Raw genomic sequence first — 17,532 nt, 5'->3', positions numbered from 1 at the left:
GGACAACCTCATTCTTTCTCTGAGCGGCCGGCCGGCGTCGCGGCGGGATTGCCGGAGACCTCCAGCAGTGCGGTGGTCCAGCGGAAGCCGACTCCGAAACTCACGACGAGAACGCGTTCGCCGGCCCGCAGCCTGCCGGAGCGGAACATCCGGTCGAGGGCGAGCAGGATGTCGCACGGACCTGCGTGGCCGAGGTGCCGGCCGAAGGTCCAGGCGGTGTCGCCGGCCCGGACGCCGAGCGGTGACCCGGCGAGCACCAGGTCGAGCACGACGGCACCGATCGCGATGGACACCACGTGCGTGATGTCCCGCGGTCGCACGGCGGTCTCGTCGAGGACGGTCTCGATGCAGCGGCGCGTGGAGCGCTGCATCGCGTCGATGTGGGGCATGAACCCGGTCTCCTCGATGAGGAAGGACCGTTCGGCGCCGGCGGGCCCCTTCCTGACCCGGGTCAAAGTCTCCAGTTGCGGCTCGGTGGCGTGGGCGGTCGCCGCCAGGCGGGCGAAGCCCGGCGTCCGGGTGAGTACGGCGGCGGCCCCGGCGTCACCGGCCACGTAGCCCAGTTCCCGGGAATGGCCCCACCGCTCGTGCGGGAACCGGCCCGCGGCCGTGACCAGCGCGGCCTTCGCGTCCGGTCGGGCGGTGAGGTGTTCGGCCGCGACGACGAGCGCGGCGGCCCCGCCGTCACTGGCCGCGCCGAGCTCGATCCCGTTGGTGTCCGCCCCTCCGAGCACCCGCAGCAGGTACGGCGCGGGCGTGTAGTGGTCCTCGTCCTGGAAGTTGGCGTGCACCAGCAGACTCAGGTCGTCGCCCGTGACGCCCGCGTGGCGCAGCGCCTTGAGCCCGGCGCGGGCCGCCATCTGCGTCGCCGTGCTGTCCGTGGAGACGGCGGCCGAGGCGAATCCGTTGAGCGCCGCCAGCGACGGCTGCGCGGTGGCCGCTCCGTTCCACGGTCCGTGCTCGGGTCTGACGGGTGGTACCCACGCGCCGGTCCCGGCGATCGCGATGTTCTGCCACAACACTGCTGTCTCCTCGGCTGTCACGAAGGGGGCGGCTGCGGAACGCCGCCGCGGGGCCGGACCACGTCTCCGCTGTGGTCCAGGGCATGGGCGCTGACGCCGGTGATCCGGGCCAGCACCCGTCCGCGACCCGTCACGGCGGTCAGGGCCCCGCTGGCGAAGTCGCAGTGCAGCCGGATCACCGGGTTCTCCGCGCTGAGCCGGCAGTCGTTGCCCGGCCCCCCGAGGTCGACCTCGTCGAGCCCGGCCATCGGGCCGACCAGCGGCGGGCGGTCACCGCGCGGCGGCAGCAGCAGCAGGTGCACCATCGCGTCCAGCAGGATCGCCGGTACGGCCGCCCCGGCGAGGGCCGGAGCCCAGGCGGCGTGGTCCAGAGCGAACCCGGCGCTGCACCCGTCCGGCCCGCGGGCGTAGTCGCGGGTGCCGGCGAACGGGCCGGTGAGCGAGATCGGCGGGTCGGGGGAGTAGACCGGCATCGCGAAATCGGGTTCGGGTTCGTACGACGAGCAGTCCGGCGGCCCGGCGAGGTCGGGATAGCGGTCCGCCAGCACCACCGTCGTCTCGCACAGCAGGTCGTTGAAGCGCAGCACCTTGCCGTTCTTGCCGATCCGGTGCGCCGTCATCCTGACCGCCACCTCGGCGCCGCCTGGCCGGCGGCTCGTGACGCGGGCCTCCACCGCGACGGTGCGCGGCGGCCCGGCGAGCCTGACCGTCACGGAGGTCCGGCAGACGAGCCCGCGGAACCCGGTGACCCGCAGACCCGGGCAGAGGGCCGCGGCGGCGCCGGCCGCGGCTTCCAGGGTGAACGTACCGGGCAGCGTGTACTCGCCGTTGACCCGGTGGTGGCGCATCCACCGGCCGTCCAGCTCGACCAGGGTGCGCGGGTCCCAGGTCTTGGTGAAGACGGCCCAGTCCTTGCCGCGGTGCAGGACGCCGTCCAGCAGCGGTGTGGTCAGCGCCGGGTCCGGTGGGGCGGGCGGTGGCGCGTCCGGGGCCGGGACCGGGGCCGGGAGGCCGCCGGAGGTGCCCCAGGTGCTGATCCCGCGCCGGGCCAGCAGGACGCGCTCCTCGTCCCGGATGAAGAAGGAGACCCCGCCGGCCGGCGGCCGGGCGAGGGCGGAGAGGAACTGCGCGCATCCCTGCGCGGTGCTGATGTAGGCGTCCATCCGGTTGCGTTTGAGGGTTTCCCGCATGGTGGTGCTGCTGGCGACGCCGACCTCCCGCCACCCGCTCCAGAGGATCGCGAACTCGTGCCGGCCGTCCGGTCCGTGCCTCTGCGCCCAGGCGCTCGCGTACGCCAGGTACTCGTTGACGGCGCAGTAGTCGACGTCGCCGGGCGCGGGGGCGAGCGTCGCCAGCGTGCTGAAGTTGCACCAGATCCGGGGCGGACGCTCGGCGAGGGCCCGTTTGAGGTTGCGGTATCCGGTCGCCTTGGTGGCCCGGACCGCCCGGAAGTCGGTCAGGGTCTTGGCGTGCAGCGCACGGGACCGCAGGTCGAGGACGGTGTTGATGAGCAGGTCGATCCGACCGTGCCGGTCCAGGACCTCGCCCAGGACGGCGGTGGTGCGCTCGGCGTCGAGGACGTCGCACACCCGGTGGTGGACCCGGTCCGGGCCGCACAGCTCCGTCAGCCTGTGGACCGTACGGCGTACCTCCAGGCGGGCCTGGGCCTTCTCGTAGTCGGCCCGCAGCTCGCGCACCGACGCGCCGGGGCGTGCGCGCCGCCCGGCGGCGATGAACTCGGCCTGCGGCGGCAGCGGTTCGCCGCTCTCCGGCAACGGGGTGCGGCCGATGACGTAGACGTGGGGCCGGTCGCTGGTGCGGGCGACCGCGTGGAGGAGTTCCGGGGTGATGCCCCGGGCGCCGCCGAAGGCGACCACGACCGCGCCGGGCGGCAGCGAGGCGGCTCCCGCCGGGGGCGGCGGCGCGGGATCGTCGGCGACGGCCAGCGCGAACCAGTCGCCCCCGCGGCAGGCCAGCGTGTGTGCGGGCACCTGGGCGGTGCCGGCACGCGCCAACTGGTCCAGGGCCCTCGCCGCGTCCGGTGCGTCGCTGAGCAGCGTCACCCCGCCGCACTGCGGGACCTCGGCCCGTACGGAACGGACCAGGCCGGTGAACAGGGCGCTCAGCGGCGGCGGGAGGTCGTCCGGCACCGGCCCGAGCAGGACCGCGCTGAGCGAGCCGCCGCTGCGCAGTGCGGGCAGCGCCGCCTGGAGTGCGGTGAACGTGAGGTCCTGGAGGTCCTCCACCCGGGCGGCCTCGGCCTCGTCGCCCCCGTGGCCGCCGGCGTGAAGGTCGGGCAGCCGGGACAGGACCCGGATATGGCGCGGGACGAAGGGCAGGCCGGCGAGTGCCCCGGGAGCCTCCTCCGGCGGCACGTGGGTCGTGCCGGCGACTCCCGGCCGAGGCGACCAGAGGGCGATGTCCGGGCCGGCGACCGCCGCGGCGAGATCCGGGGCGTCGGTGATGACGACGGTGCCCGGCGGGAGGGCCGGTGCGGCGGGATTCCTGCTCGGAGGCGTGGTGGGGACGAGCCGGAAGGTCTGACGACGACCGGTGAAGCCCTCGTCGTGCTCGGGTGCGGACCGGTCCTCCGGCGCGGCCTGCTCAGGCGCGGCGGCCTGCTCCGGCGCGGCCTGTTCCGGCGCGGCGGCCTGCTCCGGCCCGGCGGCGCGGTCGGCCGCTGTGTGCTCCGGCCGTGCTTGCTCCGGCGCGGCCTGTTCCGGCGCGGCGACCTGTTCCGGTGCCTGCCGGGCCGGGCCGGGCCGGGGCGGTTCGGCCGCCGGGGTGAACCGGATGAGCGGTGAGCCGGCGGCGGCGGGCGTCACGAGGGCGTCCGTTCCGGTGACGACGGCCCGGACGACCGTGAGCAGGGCGTCCAGCGACAGATAGGTGTGTCCGGCGTCCGCCAGCGCGGGAAGGGAGTGCGCGGGCGTCGCTGATTCCTCCGGGCCCGAACCCCCGACCGCCGTCGAGAGCGCGCCCAGGACGGGCAGGCCGTGCTCCAGCGCGGTGGAGAGCCGGGTGACCGCCAGGACGGCCGCGCCTTCCGCGATGGACCGGCCCTCCGGCACCAGACCCGTGAGATGGCGGTCCCAGCCGCTGATCGGCCGCAGGCACACCGCGCCGACGAGCGCGAGGTCGCACGCCCGGTGTCTGAGCTGACGCAGCGCCAGGTCGACAGCGGTGTGCGCGGAGTCCCGGTGGGAGTAGACACTGGTCCCCAGGGCCTGGAAGTCGTAGTAGTTGGCGGCCCGGCCCGACAGGATGCAGGAGACCGCTCCGGTGAAGTCGTCCTCGTTCAGGTCGCCGGGGATCACCTCCCGGGCGTCCTCCATCCCCTTCGCGAGGTAGGTCTTCAACGCCTGCGCCTGCTTCGGATCGGGCAGGATGTCGAACGCCGTGGCGCACTCGCGGGCGTGCACCCGCAGCGCGGCCCGGGTGTTGTGCGTGGTCGGCAGCGTCGATCCCACCACGATCGCCGTGGTGGGCCGCAGGCCCGCGCCCGGCTCGCCGAGCTGCTCCAGGAGGGGGCCGAGGACCTGGAGCATCATCAGGTGGGCGGCGTCCATGTGCCGCATCGTCAGCGGCGGGATGCGCACGTCGCGGGGCGACGGCAGAGGGTACGGCGTACCGAAGCCGGCTTCCGGGCGCGGGCCGTCACCGCTCAGCCAGGCGGGCACCCGGTCGGACGCCAGGCCGGGCAGATGGGCGTTCCAGCCGACGACGACCAGGTCCTCCGCGTCGGCGGTCGCGGCACCGCCCCGCCTGCCGGCGGGGGCGGCCGGCGGCACCCGGTCGGAGAGGACCACGTGCGCGTCCGCTCCGCCGAGGCCGAACGACGACACCCCCACAACGCGCGGCCGTGTCCCGTCCGCCGGCCAGGGCCTGTCCTCGACCGGTACGGTCAGTCGCGAGCCGTCGCCGAGCAGCGGGTGCGGATCGGTGACCACGGGCTGACCGGGGACCGCACGGCGTTCGAGGGCGACCAGCGCGTGCGCGACCGAGACCAGGCCCGCCAGGACGCCGGTGTGCCCGAAGACCTGCTTGTTCGACGTCAGCAGGCACGCCTTCCGCCGAGGCCCCAGCCGGGAGAGCAGCGAGCGCAGTTCGATCTCGTCGCCGACCGGAGTGCCGGTGCCGTGCGCCACGATCCAGTCCACGTCGTCGGCCTCGACGCCCGCGTCGGCCCAGGCGCGGGCGATCGCCAGCTCCTGCCCGCGTGGGGCCGGAGCGTGAATGCCCTTCCCCCGGCCGTCGGCGGCGAGACCGGTGCCCCGGATGACACCGAGCACCCGGTCACCGTCGGCCACCGCCCGCGCGTACGACTTCAGTACGAGCATGACGGCGCCCTCGCCGATGAGGGTCCCGTCGGCGGCCCGGTCGAACGGGCGCACCCGGCCGCTCATCGAAATGCCCTGGGCCCGGCAGAAGAGCGTGAACCCGATCGGCTCGACCACCGCGGTCCCGCCGGCCAGCGCCACGTCGCAGGAGCCCTCGCGCAGTGCCTTGACCGCCGCGTCGACGGCGAACAGCCCACTGGCACAGGCCGAGTCGAGAGTCAGGTGCTGCGAGTCGTCGGGGACCAGCCCGCGCAGCGCGTCGCGGGAGACGGACGCGGGCAGGTAGCCCTGCGGGTTCCCGCCGTCGCCGCCGTAGTGCGCGCTGATCGCGTGATCGGCCAGCTCGGCCAGCCAGTCGCCGTCCCGGTCGGCGGGGATCGCCCCGCGCACCATGCGCCGGTACTCGTCGCCCAGTACCACGCCCTGGGCTCCGAGGCCCGTCTGGTCGTGGATGCCGGTGGTCACAGCGAGATACCGGTCCTTCGGGGCCCGGCCCACCCCTGCCAGGGCCTGGACGGCGCAGTGCCGCAGCCAGCGAGTGGTCCGGGGCCAGCCGGGGTGGCCGACGTTCCCGTCCGGTTCCGCGACCGAGGCGGGATCGGGGACGAAGTCGTGGAGGTAGCCGGCCTCGCGGACGTAGAAGGCGTCGGTCTCCTCCCGGGTCGGCGCCCAGAAGTGCTTCAGCTCGAAGGCGGACGGTTCGCTGGAGAGCAGCACGCCTTCGCGCAGCCGGTCCCAGAACTCCGCCGTGTTGTTCGCGCCGGGCAGGGTCAGGCCGAGGCCCACCACCGCGACGGCTCCGGGGTCCGCCTCCGCCTCCGTCTCGGGCTTCCTGGACCTCCAGCGGTCCGGCTCGGGCTCGGGCTCCGGCTCGGGCTCGTGCTCGGGCTCCGGCTTGGGTGTTCGGTCCGGCTGGGGCGACGCCGCTGGTGCTGGTGCCGGTGCGGGCGCCGGCGCCGGTGCCGGTGCCGGTGCTGGTGCGGGGCGGACGGCCGCCGGCTGTCCCGGGGCGGGGGTGCTCCCGACGGGCGTACTCGTTCCGGTCGTGCTCGTCCGGGGCGTACGGCTGACCTGGTCGGCCAGCCTGCTGTGCAGCCGCATGCCCTGCATCCCGCCGATACTGATTCCGCCGTCGGCGAAGATCGTCTGCCCGGTGATGAAGCCGGCGTCCTCGTGCAGGAGGTGCACGATCAACCTGGCCGCCTCCGGCGTCGAGAGGGTACGGCGCATCAGCTCGCTGGTCCCGGCGGGGTCGCCGAGCGCCGCGTCCGGTGCATCGAGATTGACGACGATCTCACTGGCGACGGAGCCCAGCAGCACCGTGTTGACCCGGATGCCCCGGCCTACCAGCTCAAGCGCCAGATAGCGGACCAGCGACTCCAGGGCCGCCTTGGTCACGCCGCCGGGGCCGTACCCCGGAACCGGCTGGTGCGCCCCGACGCTGGACAGGCAGAGGATGCTCGCTCCCTCTCTCCCGGCCATCAGCTCGGCGGCCCGGCGCGAACAGTGGTAAGCCGCCATCACGTTGGTCGACCACGCCCGCTGCCAGTAGGTGTCGTCGACGCCGAACAGCGGCAGGAACGCGCCGCCCGCCGCGTTGTTGATCAGAATGTCCAGCCTGCCGTGCCGCTCCCGGACCAGGTCGAACATCCGGTCGATCTCGCTGGTCTTGGCCACCGAGGCGCGGATGAACTCGCAGCTGTGACCGGCCTGTTCCAGCTCCGCCCGCAGCGACTCCGCCTGTTCGACCGAGTGGAAGTAGTTGACGATCACATGGGCTCCGCCCTCCGCCAGGCGGCGAACGATGTCCGCGCCGAGGCTCTTCGCGGCCCCGGTCACGAGGGCGACTCTGCCCCGCAGATGGTCGGTGGTGGTCATCGCGCGGCGGCCTCCGCCCGGCCCTGTACCACGCTCTCCGCGATCCGGCGCAGGGTGCCGACGGTCAGCAGGGAGGAGTTCGCCCGCAGACCGGGCAGGCCGAACCGTTCGGACACCCGCCCGAGCAGGGCGACTTGCTTGAGCGACTCCACACCCAGCTCGGACTCCAGGCCGTCGTCCTCACCGAGAAGGTCCGGCGGGTAGCCCAGGAAATCGCCGTAGAGCGTCCGCAACTCGGCCAGTACGGTCTCGTAGTCCCACTCGGCGGACGCCGGCGGGGCGACCGGAGCGACCGGAGCGACCGGGGTCGAGGCCGGAGCCGCAGGGGCCTCCGGAGCCGCCGGAGTGGCGGGGGCCGGAGCGGGGCGGGTGGCCACGTACGACATGGAGGGCGCGGACGCGGACACGTTGGTGGTCCCGGAGAGCGGAGCGGCGGTGAGGAGCGCCGGAACCGGCGCGGACGCCGTGGCCGCGCTCACCCGCACGGCGGGACCGCGCTCGGTGCCCGACGGGGCCGGCGGACGCGGGAGGAACGGGCCGCCGTCGGTGGAACCGGTGACCAACTCGCGTACGGCTGCGACCGGGTCGCTGCCGCTCAGCGGGACGACACACCGCACGCCCGGAACCGACGCCTCGACGAACTTGGTGACGACGGGCCACTCCCCGCACTCCACGAAGACGTCGGCGCCCGCCGCGTGCAGGTCGCGGATCGTACGCAGTATCCGGACCCGGGCGGTGAGTGCGTCGGCGACCAGGCCGACCGGGTCGTCGTCACCGACGTCCCGGCCCAGCCAGGGGGAGCAGACCCGCCAGCGCCCCGCGCCGTAGGCGACCCGCGGCGCGGTCGCCCGCAGGTCCCGCGAGGCCTGCGCCATCGCCGGAGTGTGCGTCGGATGCGGGACGTCCAGGCGGAAACTGGGCCAGCCGAGCGCGTCGGCGACCCGTTCCACTTGTTCGATCAACGGTTCGGGGCCGCTGATGACGCTCTGCCGAGGAGTGTTCTCGCAGGCCAGTACGAGGTCGGGATGGTTGATCAGCCCGGCGAGCGATTCCGCCCGGCGGCCGTCCACACCGACCGCGAGCATCTTCCCGCCCCAGTTCTGCCGGGTCAGCGCCCGGGACCGGGCCACGGCCAGGCGGGCGGCGTCGTCCACGGACAGGCGTCCCGCGGCGGCCAGCGCCCACAGCTCCCCGATGCTCTGGCCGACGATCGCGACGGGCCGGACGCCCTCGGCGATCAGGACGTGGTGGGTGGCGATGCTGACCGCGAAGATCTCCAGGTACTGCACCTCGGGTCCGCGCCGGTCGGTCGTCCCGTCGTGCTCGATCAACCGGGAACTGATGTCGGGCAGCCCCATTTCCCGGGCCGCCGTGTCGATGAGCGACAGCGATTCACGTACGGACTCGTAGCGGTTGTGGAAATCGCGCAGGACACCCCCGCGCGGGGCAGCCACCGTACCGGGCATGACAAAGACGCAATCCATCATGTGCATTACCCTTATCTCCGTCCGGACTGCTGGAGATGTCGAATCTGTCGGCCGGTCCCTTGAAATGTCATGACGGTGCCGAAATCTACGACATATGTCCAGTTGTTTTGCCGCGTCTTTCCGTGGGCACAGCGAGATGTGCCCCTGACTCACCAGCGCTGCCGGCCTTCTGTACCGGGGTCGGACCGCGTTCTCGTCGCTGGGCGAAGTCGATGGATGGGCTGCGAAGTCATGCACCTGTGGCACTGGTGCCGGTGAATTCCGAGACGATCTGATTCGAATTCGTGCGTGTCGGACGCGCGTACGAAAAGACCTGGACTCTTCATACTTTCCGTCGCCTGCCGACCGGGGCCTGTGACTTAATCAGGATGCAGGGAAAAGTGACCTGCGGTACATGCTTGTCAGTCCGGATAACTTGCGCGAGAGTCCTTTCATGGGCGCACCGCCGTATCTGGTTTCGACCGTCCCCGATCCTCTGACCGACACCCTCGGACTGACCGGCGCGAGATGCGTACTCGTCCGGGGGCTCACTGCCGGAGGAAGCTGGGCTCTGCGGTTTCCGGCCCCCGGCAGGCTCAAGGTCCACGCCGTGCTGCGCGGCGCGAGCCGGCTGATGGTCGACGGCGGCGAGCGGCCCGTGCTCCTGGAGCAGGGGGATGTGGTGGCCTTCGGCGGAGGGCTGTCCTATGTTCTGGCCGCCGATCCGTCCGTGCCGCCGCAGGACGCGCCGGCGCTGCTCCGGGCCTCGCCCCACCTCTTCGCCCATGCCGGGGAGGAGGGCGTCACCGAGGTGGTGTCGGTCGGCGCTCATTTCGAACTGAACACCGCGGGCGAGGACTTGTTGCTCCAGGCTCTGCCCCCGGTGATTCACCTGTCCCGCACGGGCGAGGAGGCGCCCGCGCTGTGCTGGCTCCTCGAACAGGTCCTGCGGGAGATGAGTGCCGACCGCCCCGGTGCGAACGGCGTGGCCGAATACCTCTCCCAACTGGTCTTCGCCCATGTGCTGCGCGCCTGTCTCGCCCGGAGCGACGCCTATCCCGCAGGGTGGCTCCGGGCTCTGGCCGACGAACGCATCGCGCCGGCCCTGAGGCTGATGCACGCCGATCCCGCCCGGCCCTGGCACGTGACCGAACTCGCCCGGGCGGCGGCCATGTCCCGCAGCGTATTCGCCGGAGTCTTCACGTCGGTGGCGGGCGTGCCACCGCTCACCTACCTCCACCAGTGGCGCATACGGCTGGCCGAGAAGACCCTGATCCAGAAGGACACTCCGGTGTCGGAGCTTGCGCTCTCCCTCGGCTACGCCTCCGAGAGCACCTTCAGCCACGCCTTCAAGCGGGCGACCGGCATTCCGCCCAAACGCTTCCGGGACGCCGCACGCGGGTCACGGGACCGGAGCGAGGCCGAACGAGCCGTGACCGCCGCATGGAGAGGAGCCTCCCGGCCCGACGGTGACGAACCCGGCATCGACGAACGCCGCCTCGCCGAAGCAGGTGCCGAAGAAGGACCTGGCAGCGCCGAAACCCGCCCCGGTAGAGGTGGAAGCGGCCCGCCCGTTCGCTCCCGGGAAAGCTGACGGGCGGCAGGGCCGGTTCGGGGCTCAGCCCGGCGGGCGCTTCCGCGACGTGGGACGCTTCCCCGTCTTGTGCGGGTAGCCGAGGAGGTGCTCGTAGTTCCCGTTGCTGTATCGGGCGTCCTTCTCCCCGACCCGCGCCGTCCACTGGCGGCACACCGCATTCACGAGTGCCCTTACGGATTCCGGATCCGCGTACTGCCAGCTTGTGAACCCCCCAAGCCATTTCAGAGCGGCAGCGGGGGTGTGCCCGCATTCCATCAAGCGCACTGCGGTGTATGCCGGATCAACCCAGGCGGGGCCAGTGGCGGGCATGGCCCAATCCACCACGCAGGCGCGGCTGTTGTGCGCCCCGTACATGAGGATGTTGTAGGGGTTGATGTCGGTGTGAAGCAGGTTGTCGCCCTGGAGCGCGCGGGACTCGGCAGTGTTGATGAAATCTTCGAACCGGTCGGCCAGGGTGGGGACGGTGAACTGGAACCGCCCGTACGGCAGAAGGTTCGGGAAAACGAGTTGTTGCATCCGGTCGAGTGCGAACCCGATGGCATCAAGGTCGCTTGATCCTGGGGTCATGTCCGCGTGGCGACCGTTGTCCACGTACTCGAACGTCAGGCAGTACCAACCGGCGAGCCGAAAGCGGTGGCGGAGTTGGGCACTGATTCCACCGAGAGCGCCGTTCACTCGTTCCTCTTGCCGCAGCGCGCCCACCTCTACCGTGACGTTCTCGCGAACCCCTTTGAGGAACAGCGACCCGTGTTTCTCCGTGCGGATCATCAGAGCTGTGGAGCAGTTGAGACCTTCGGCAACCACCTCCGACTCGGTGACTTCACCTGCCTTGGTCTCGATGGCGTCGCGCAACTCGGCCGGCAGTTCTTCCCAGCGAACACGTTCGAGCACCGTTTCTACTTTCGATCGTGGGTAAAGGGGGCCGGTCGCCTCGGCCCCCTCACGCTTCCTGCCCACGGGGCAGCCCTCAGCCTTGCGTCGTGCCGCACTTCCGGCAGCGCTGCTTGCCACTCCACTGCGTCCACTCATGGTCGCAGTTGCCCAGAATCCAGGAACGCATGACTGACTTCCTTTCGATCGGGTGTCAGGGCGCCTGTACCCCGTCCGTCGCTCTCCTGCTCTGCTCCAGATAACTACCCGGCCAGGCTCGGCGGTACCGTTGGGAGGGCGACAGGAACTGAGGGCGCTATGCAGTCGGAGCACGGACCTCCCTCAATTACGCAACGCTGTCCATTCATCAGCGGTCGCAGGGACACACGCCACGCGAGGTCGTCCGTCTTCTGATCCTAGAGGTGCTTCGTGTGCCCTCCACCCCGGCAGCCTCTCTCCTGGCGGCTCCAGGCGCGGTGCTCTCCCGGGTCGGGAATGCGCAGGTCAGGTTCCGTGTTCGACCTGGAGGCCCCTGGTGTGTCAGGTCGATCCGCGCGGGGCCGCCCAGTGCGGAGGGAGACTTCGCACCGTTCGCGATCCCGGGAGAGAAGAAGAGCCATGCGCGTCGAGATCTGGAGCGACATCGCTTGTCCGTGGTGCTACATAGGCAAGGCACGCTTCGAGAAGGGCCTGGCTCGGTTCGCCCATCGTGACGAGGTCGAGGTCGTCCACCGCTCCTTCGAGCTCGACCCGGGACGGGCCAAGGGCGACCGGGCGCTGGTGGTCGACATGCTGGCCGCCAAGTACGGCCGGACCCGTGAGGAAGCCGCCTCGATGGAGGCCAACGTGGCCGACAACGCCCGGGCCGAAGGGCTCGGCTACCGCGTAGAGGGCCGCGACCACGGCAGCACCTTCGACATTCACCGGCTGCTCCACCTGGCCAAGGCCCGGGGCCGCCAGGACGAACTGCTGACCCTCGCCTACCGGGCCAACTTCGCCGAGGAGCGCTCCGTCTTCGACGACGAGGTGCTGGTCGCCCTCGCCGTGGAGGCCGGGCTCGACGCCGGCGAGGCGCGGGCGGTGCTCGCCGACTCCGAGGCGTACGCCGACGACGTCCGGGCGGACGAGCGCGAGGCGTCCGAGCTGGGCGCCAACGCGGTGCCGTTCTTCGTGCTCGACCGGCGCTACGGGATCTCCGGCGGCCAGCCCTCCGAGGTCTTCGTCCAGGCGCTGGAGCAGGCGTGGAAGGACCACCGGGCCACCGCGCTGACCCCGGTCGGCGGCGACGCGGCGGCCTGCGACGCCGACGGGGCCTGCGAGGTCCCGCGCGCCGACTGAGCCGCCGCCTCGCCCGACCCGCCGCCTCACCCGGCGCGGAGGCCCCGGGCGATACGTGATTGACGGCGGTTCACCAGGACTCCAGGCTGGGCGCATGAGGATCACTGCGCTCAGCCAAGCGGCGACCGCCGAGTTCGCCCCGGAGACCACGTACCTCGACACCTCGACCTGGGGCCTGCTGCCCCGCCGTACGATCGCCGCCGTCAAGGCACTCGCCGACGAGAACGCCGCGGGCCTCCGGGTCGGCGCGGGCAGTCTGGACGCCGTGGAGTCCGCCCGCACCGGCTTCGCACGGCTCGTCGGCGTCCACCCGGACCGGGTGGCGACCGGGGGCTCGGTCGCCGTCCACGTCGGGCTGATCGCGGCCTCCCTCCCGCCGGAGGCCGAAGTCCTCTGCCCCGAAGGCGAGTTCAGCTCGCTGGTCAGCCCGTTCGCGCACCGGAGCGACCTGCGCCTACGGTACGTCCCGCTCGCCGGGCTGGCCGGGGCGGTGCGGCCGGACACGGCGCTCGTCGCCTTCTCCGCCGTGCAGTCGGCCGACGGCCGGACAGCCGACCTGGCAGCCGTCCGGGCCGCCGCCGCGGCGCACGGGGCCCGCACGCTGGTGGACGCGACGCAGGCGGCGGGCTGGTTCCCGCTGGAGGCGGGGGAGTACGACTACACCGTCACCGGCGGCTTCAAGTACCTGCTCTGCCCGCGCGGTACGTCGTTCCTGACCGTCACCGAGGAGGCACAGGCCCACCTGCCGGCCCTCTTCGCGGGCTGGATCTCCTCCGGAGCGCCCTGGAACGCGATGTACGGTCCCGCCGAACTCGCCCCCACCGCAAGGCGGTTCGACGAGCCGCCCGCCTTCCTCTCCTACCACGGGGCCGAGCGGTCGCTGGCCCTGCTGGGCGAGGTCGGCGTCGACGCCCTCCACGCGCACGCCACCTCCCTGGCGGCCCGGCTGCGCGCGGGGCTGGCGGTTCTCGGGCACGAGGCGGTGCCCGGGGAGTCGGCGATCGTCGCGGTGCCGGGGCTCGGCCACCGCAAGGAGGACCTCGCGCGGGCCGGCATCAGGGTCTCGGACCGGGCCGGAAACCTCCGGGCGTCCTTCCACCTCTACAACACCGAAGCGCACGTCGACCGGCTGCTGGACGTGCTGGCCTGATCGACCGCCGACCGCCGACCGCCGACCGATCACTGGCCGCCGACGCGAAGGGCTGCACCGACTACCCGGCGCTCGGAACCGCCTGAACGCGTCGGACCGTCCGAACGGCGTGAGGCCGACCGGACGGGCGGGCACGCGCGGGGGCCGGGACGGCATGCCCGTCCCGGCCCCGGTCGCGCGTGCGCCGTGCTATCTCGCTACCTCGCCGTGCTACCTCACCGGAGTGAAGTCCCGCGCCCCGATGAACTCCGGGCGGCGGATCGGAGCCGCGAAGGGCTCCTGCGCCTCGTTCTCCACGCTGTTGAACACGATGAAGACGTTGCTGCGCGCGTACGGGGTGATGTTGTCGCCCGAGCCGTGCATGGCGTTGCAGTCGAACCAGGTCGCCGAACCGGCCCGGCCGGTGAACAGCCTGATGCCGTGCCGGTCGGCCATCTTCGTCAGCGCCTCGTCGGACGGGGTGCCGGCGTCCTGCATCTGGAGGGACTTCTTGTAGTTGTCCTTCGGCGTCTCGCCCGCGCAGCCGAGGAACGACTTGTGCGAACCGGGCATGATCATCAGCCCGCCGTTGGTGTCGAAGTTCTCGGTCAGCGCGATCGACACGGACACCGTCCGCATGTTCGGCAGACCGTCCTCGGCGTGCCAGGTCTCGAAGTCCGAGTGCCAGTAGAAGCCCGAGGCCCCGAAGCCCGGCTTCACGTTGATCCGGGACTGGTGGACGTACACGTCCGAGCCGAGGATCTGGCGGGCCCGGCCCACCACCCGCTCGTCGCGGACGAGAGCGGCGAAGACCTCGCTGATCCGGTGGACCTCGAAGACGGACCGGACGCTCTGCGACGTCGGCTCGATGATCGAGCGGTCGTCGGCCCGTACCGCCGGGTCGGAGACCAGCCGGTTCAGCTCGGCCTCGTAGACCGCAACCTCGTCCGGTGTGATCAGCTGGTCGACGGTGAGGAACCCGTCGTGCTCGTAGCCCTGGAGATCCTTCGCGGCGATCGGGCCCGGTGCGCCCGGCGCGGACCAGATGACCGGGTCCTGGCGGGGAGTGGTCATCTCGGCGGCGCCGCGCGACGGGTACAGGTCGGCGCGTACTTCGGTGGTCATGTTCAGCCCTCCTCGGTCAGCAGCGGGTAGACACCGTTCTCGTCGTGGTCCTCCCGTCCGGTGACGGGAGGGTTGAAGACGCAGACGCAGCGGAAGTCGGTCTTGGGCCGCAGCGTGTGGTGCTCGTGTCCGTCCAGCAGGTACATCGTGCCCGGGGAGATCCAGTGGGTCTCCCCGGTCTCGTCGTTGGTCAGCTCGGCCTCGCCCTCGGTGCAGAGCACCGCCTCGATGTGGTTGGCGTACCACATCGACGTCTCCGTGCCCGCGTACAGCACGGTCTCGTGGAGCGAGAAGCCCACCTTCTCCTTGGCGAGCACGATGCGCTTGCTCTCCCAGGTGCCGGACGCCGCCTTCACGTGGCGGTCGGTGTTCTCGATGTCACTGAACGATCGAACGATCACGGTGAGCTTGTGCCTTTCTCTCTGCGGCGTCCCGGGCCCAGCGGGGCCCGGGGCCTCTCTTCTCGCCTGCCCGGCCGGCGCCGGTTCAGGCCGTCTCGCGGACGCAGCGGGCCAGCGTGCGCAGGCCCTCGTCCAGCTCTTCGGGGGTGATGGTCAGCGGCGGCAGCAGTTTGACGACCTCGCTCTGCGGGCCCGAGGTCTCCAGCAGGAGCCCCAGTTCGAACGCCTTGGCGCAGACCGCCGAAGCGCGCGTCGGGTCCTCGAACTCCATGCCCCAGACCAGGCCACGGCCGCGGAAGTGCGCGGTCGGCTCCTCGGCGCAGACGGCCAGCAGCGCCTGCTCGATCTGCTCGCCGCGGGCCAGGGTCTGCTTCTCCATCTGGCCGTCCGCCCAGTAGGCGTCCAGTGCGGCGGCGGCGGTGACGAACGCCGGGTTGTTGCCGCGGAAGGTGCCGTTGTGCTCGCCCGGCTCCCAGATGTCCAGCTCCGGCTTGAACAGGCAGAGCGACATCGGCAGGCCGTAGCCGCTGATGGACTTCGACAGCGTGACGATGTCCGGGACGATGCCGGCCTCCTCGAAGGAGAAGAAGCCGCCGGTACGGCCGCAGCCCATCTGGATGTCGTCGACGATCAGCAGCATGTCCTGGCGGTGGCACAGGTCCTGGAGCGCGCGCAGCCACTCGGCGCGCGCGACGTTGATGCCGCCCTCGCCCTGCACGGTCTCCACGATCACCGCGGCCGGCTTGTTGAGCCCGGAGCCCTGGTCCTCCAGCAGCCGTTCGAACCACAGGAAGTCCGGCACCTGGCCGTCGAAGTAGTTGTCGAACGGCATCGGGGTGCCGTGCACCAGCGGGATGCCGGCGCCGGCCCGCTTGAACGCGTTGCCGGTGACGGCGAGCGAGCCCAGCGACATGCCGTGGAAGGCGTTGGTGAACGAGACGACCGACTCGCGGCCCTTGACCTTGCGGGCCAGCTTCAGCGCCGACTCCACGGCGTTGGTGCCGGTCGGGCCCGGGAACATCACCTTGTACGGCAGGTCGCGCGGGCGCAGGATCACGTTCTGGAACGTCTCCAGGAAGGCGCGCTTGGCGGTGGTCGCCATGTCCAGGCCGTGGGTGATGCCGTCGCGCTCGATGTAGTCGATGAGGGCGCGTTTGAGCACCGGGTTGTTGTGGCCGTAGTTGAGCGAGCCGGCCCCGGCGAAGAAGTCGAGGTAGGAGTGGCCGTCCTCGTCGGTCAGTCGGGCGCCCTGCGCGCGGTCGAACACGGCGGGCCAGCCGCGGCAGTAGCTCCGTACCTCCGACTCCAGGGTCTCGAAGACGCTCAGTGCGGGCGGGGTGATGGTCACAGCTGATCTCCTGCGTGAGGGGGTGTGACGGACAGTGGTCGGGGTGCTTCCGGCGGCGGAAGCCAGATCGCGTCGCGCCGGGCGGCCGGACCGGCGCGGAAGTCGTGGGGCGGACGTCGCGCGCGGCCCGCTTCGTGGGGCGGGCGTCGTCGCGCGGCCGGTGCGACGGGTGTCAGGACGTGAACGGTCCGATGCGGTACAGCACCTCCGGCAGGTGCGTTCCCTCGGGGAACAGCTCGCCGTCGAACAGCACCTCCTGCTCCAGGGGCACGTCGTGGCGCCGCGCGTACGAGGTGAACAGCCGGTCGGAGGCGGTGTTGTCCGGGGTGATGGTCGTCTCGACCGCTGCGAGGCCCTGGTCGGCGGCGACCCGGGCGGTCAGCGCGTCCAGCAGGGTGGCCGCGAGTCCCCTGCCGCGGTGCTCCCGGTCGACCGCCACCTGCCAGACGACGAGCGTCTCGGGGCGGTCGGGCCGGATGTACCCGGTGACGAAGGCGATCGGCTCGCCGGTCTCGTCGCGGGCGACGACGGAGGTCGCGGCGAAGTCGCGGCACCACAGCAGGTAGCTGTACGAGGAATTCAGGTCCAGGACCTCGGAGTCGCGGGCAATGCGCCAGATCGCGGCTCCGTCCTCCACTCGCGGGGTGTCGATACTGAGGAATTCGCTTCGGGCACGGGCAACATCTGCTGGTGCGGCGGTCATGTGAAGTGAATTTACCCAGCAAATTTCAAAATTGCATCGAGGTAAGGGGTTGGTTCGGTGGGCGTTCTCTGTTATCAGGCGGGCGCGTGCCCTTGCGCGAAACCGCAGCGATTTAGCACCCTTTGACCGGAATTTTTCCGGCATAACGCGCCTCATGTGGAGTCGGTCACAGGGCCGTAACCTCGCGGAGACGCCCTCGAATCACGGAGCTCCCACCCTCGGAAACCTGGGCGTTTAGGCAGAAAGAAAGCGGGAAGAAGAATGCGGGGAGCTGCTTCGGATAAAGCAGCTCCCCGCATTTATGGATTCATGACG

General features: G+C 71.6%; 11 protein-coding genes. 3 read left to right on the top strand and 8 right to left on the bottom strand.

Annotation, left to right across the window (positions count from 1 at the left end; genetic code table 11):
• Positions 1–8: 8 nt before the first annotated feature.
• The 3 genes from EES43_RS05465 to EES43_RS05455 are packed head-to-tail and all read right to left on the bottom strand — an operon-like array spanning position 9 to position 8,706.
• On the bottom strand, positions 9–1,022 hold the full coding sequence (locus EES43_RS05465; RefSeq protein WP_124267645.1) for a 3-oxoacyl-[acyl-carrier-protein] synthase III C-terminal domain-containing protein: 1,014 nt from the start codon (positions 1,020–1,022) through the stop codon (positions 9–11).
• A 17-nt stretch (positions 1,023–1,039) separates the two neighbouring features.
• Positions 1,040–7,240 (bottom strand): SDR family oxidoreductase, encoded by a 6,201-nt coding sequence (locus EES43_RS05460; protein ID WP_124267644.1) that lies wholly within the window; start codon positions 7,238–7,240, stop codon positions 1,040–1,042.
• Positions 7,237–8,706, bottom strand: a complete 1,470-nt coding sequence (locus EES43_RS05455) for an acyltransferase domain-containing protein (protein WP_164493117.1) — start codon at positions 8,704–8,706, stop codon at positions 7,237–7,239. The genes EES43_RS05460 and EES43_RS05455 overlap by 4 nt, the downstream gene beginning before the upstream one ends.
• A gap of 454 nt (positions 8,707–9,160) precedes the next feature.
• Here EES43_RS05455 and EES43_RS05450 point away from each other — a divergent pair, with 454 nt between their 5' ends.
• Positions 9,161–10,300: an AraC family transcriptional regulator gene (locus tag EES43_RS05450; protein WP_124267642.1), complete on the top strand. Its 1,140-nt coding sequence runs from the start codon at positions 9,161–9,163 to the stop codon at positions 10,298–10,300.
• A 24-nt stretch (positions 10,301–10,324) separates the two neighbouring features.
• Here the strand turns inward: EES43_RS05450 and EES43_RS05445 are convergent, their stop codons facing one another.
• Positions 10,325–11,194 (bottom strand): phosphotransferase, encoded by an 870-nt coding sequence (locus EES43_RS05445; RefSeq protein WP_124267641.1) that lies wholly within the window; start codon positions 11,192–11,194, stop codon positions 10,325–10,327.
• Positions 11,195–11,791: 597 nt separating this feature from the next.
• Here EES43_RS05445 and EES43_RS05440 point away from each other — a divergent pair.
• Together EES43_RS05440 and EES43_RS05435 are read left to right on the top strand one after the other, a co-directional pair.
• Complete coding sequence (locus tag EES43_RS05440; RefSeq protein ID WP_124267640.1) at positions 11,792–12,511, top strand: DsbA family oxidoreductase; 720 nt, start codon at positions 11,792–11,794, stop codon at positions 12,509–12,511.
• 94 nt (positions 12,512–12,605) lie between these two features.
• Entirely contained in the window at positions 12,606–13,661 is a 1,056-nt protein-coding gene (locus EES43_RS05435; RefSeq protein ID WP_124267639.1) for an aminotransferase class V-fold PLP-dependent enzyme, read from the top strand.
• A gap of 210 nt (positions 13,662–13,871) precedes the next feature.
• Here EES43_RS05435 and thpD read toward each other — a convergent pair whose 3' ends face one another.
• The 4 genes from thpD to ectA form a co-directional block, all read right to left on the bottom strand.
• On the bottom strand, positions 13,872–14,765 hold the full coding sequence (gene thpD, locus EES43_RS05430) for an ectoine hydroxylase (protein ID WP_124267638.1): 894 nt from the start codon (positions 14,763–14,765) through the stop codon (positions 13,872–13,874).
• Positions 14,766–14,767: 2 nt separating this feature from the next.
• A complete protein-coding gene (locus EES43_RS05425) occupies positions 14,768–15,166 on the bottom strand; it encodes an ectoine synthase (protein ID WP_124267637.1) in 399 nt (132 codons plus the stop codon).
• A gap of 85 nt (positions 15,167–15,251) precedes the next feature.
• Positions 15,252–16,514, bottom strand: a complete 1,263-nt coding sequence (gene ectB, locus EES43_RS05420) for a diaminobutyrate--2-oxoglutarate transaminase (protein WP_124267636.1) — start codon at positions 16,512–16,514, stop codon at positions 15,252–15,254.
• 172 nt (positions 16,515–16,686) lie between these two features.
• Positions 16,687–17,217, bottom strand: coding sequence for a diaminobutyrate acetyltransferase (gene ectA, locus EES43_RS05415; RefSeq protein WP_124267635.1), 531 nt, complete (start codon positions 17,215–17,217; stop codon positions 16,687–16,689).
• Positions 17,218–17,532 lie beyond the last annotated feature (315 nt).

The sequence above is a fragment of the Streptomyces sp. ADI96-02 genome (genome assembly GCF_003846185.1).
In the GTDB taxonomy this organism is placed as follows: domain Bacteria; phylum Actinomycetota; class Actinomycetes; order Streptomycetales; family Streptomycetaceae; genus Streptomyces.
Note: the sequence above shows the minus strand (reverse complement) of the source record. Positions and strands in the feature narration are given on the sequence as shown.

Coding starts and splice junctions, on each gene's coding strand:
- EES43_RS05460 (WP_124267644.1), bottom strand. CDS start 7,240: ATGACCACCACCGACCATCTGCGGGGCAGAGTCGCCCTCGTGACCGGG.
- EES43_RS05455 (WP_164493117.1), bottom strand. CDS start 8,706: ATGCCCGGTACGGTGGCTGCCCCGCGCGGGGGTGTCCTGCGCGATTTC.
- EES43_RS05450 (WP_124267642.1), top strand. CDS start 9,161: ATGGGCGCACCGCCGTATCTGGTTTCGACCGTCCCCGATCCTCTGACC.
- EES43_RS05440 (WP_124267640.1), top strand. CDS start 11,792: ATGCGCGTCGAGATCTGGAGCGACATCGCTTGTCCGTGGTGCTACATA.
- EES43_RS05435 (WP_124267639.1), top strand. CDS start 12,606: ATGAGGATCACTGCGCTCAGCCAAGCGGCGACCGCCGAGTTCGCCCCG.
- thpD (WP_124267638.1), bottom strand. CDS start 14,765: ATGACCACCGAAGTACGCGCCGACCTGTACCCGTCGCGCGGCGCCGCC.
- ectA (WP_124267635.1), bottom strand. CDS start 17,217: ATGACCGCCGCACCAGCAGATGTTGCCCGTGCCCGAAGCGAATTCCTC.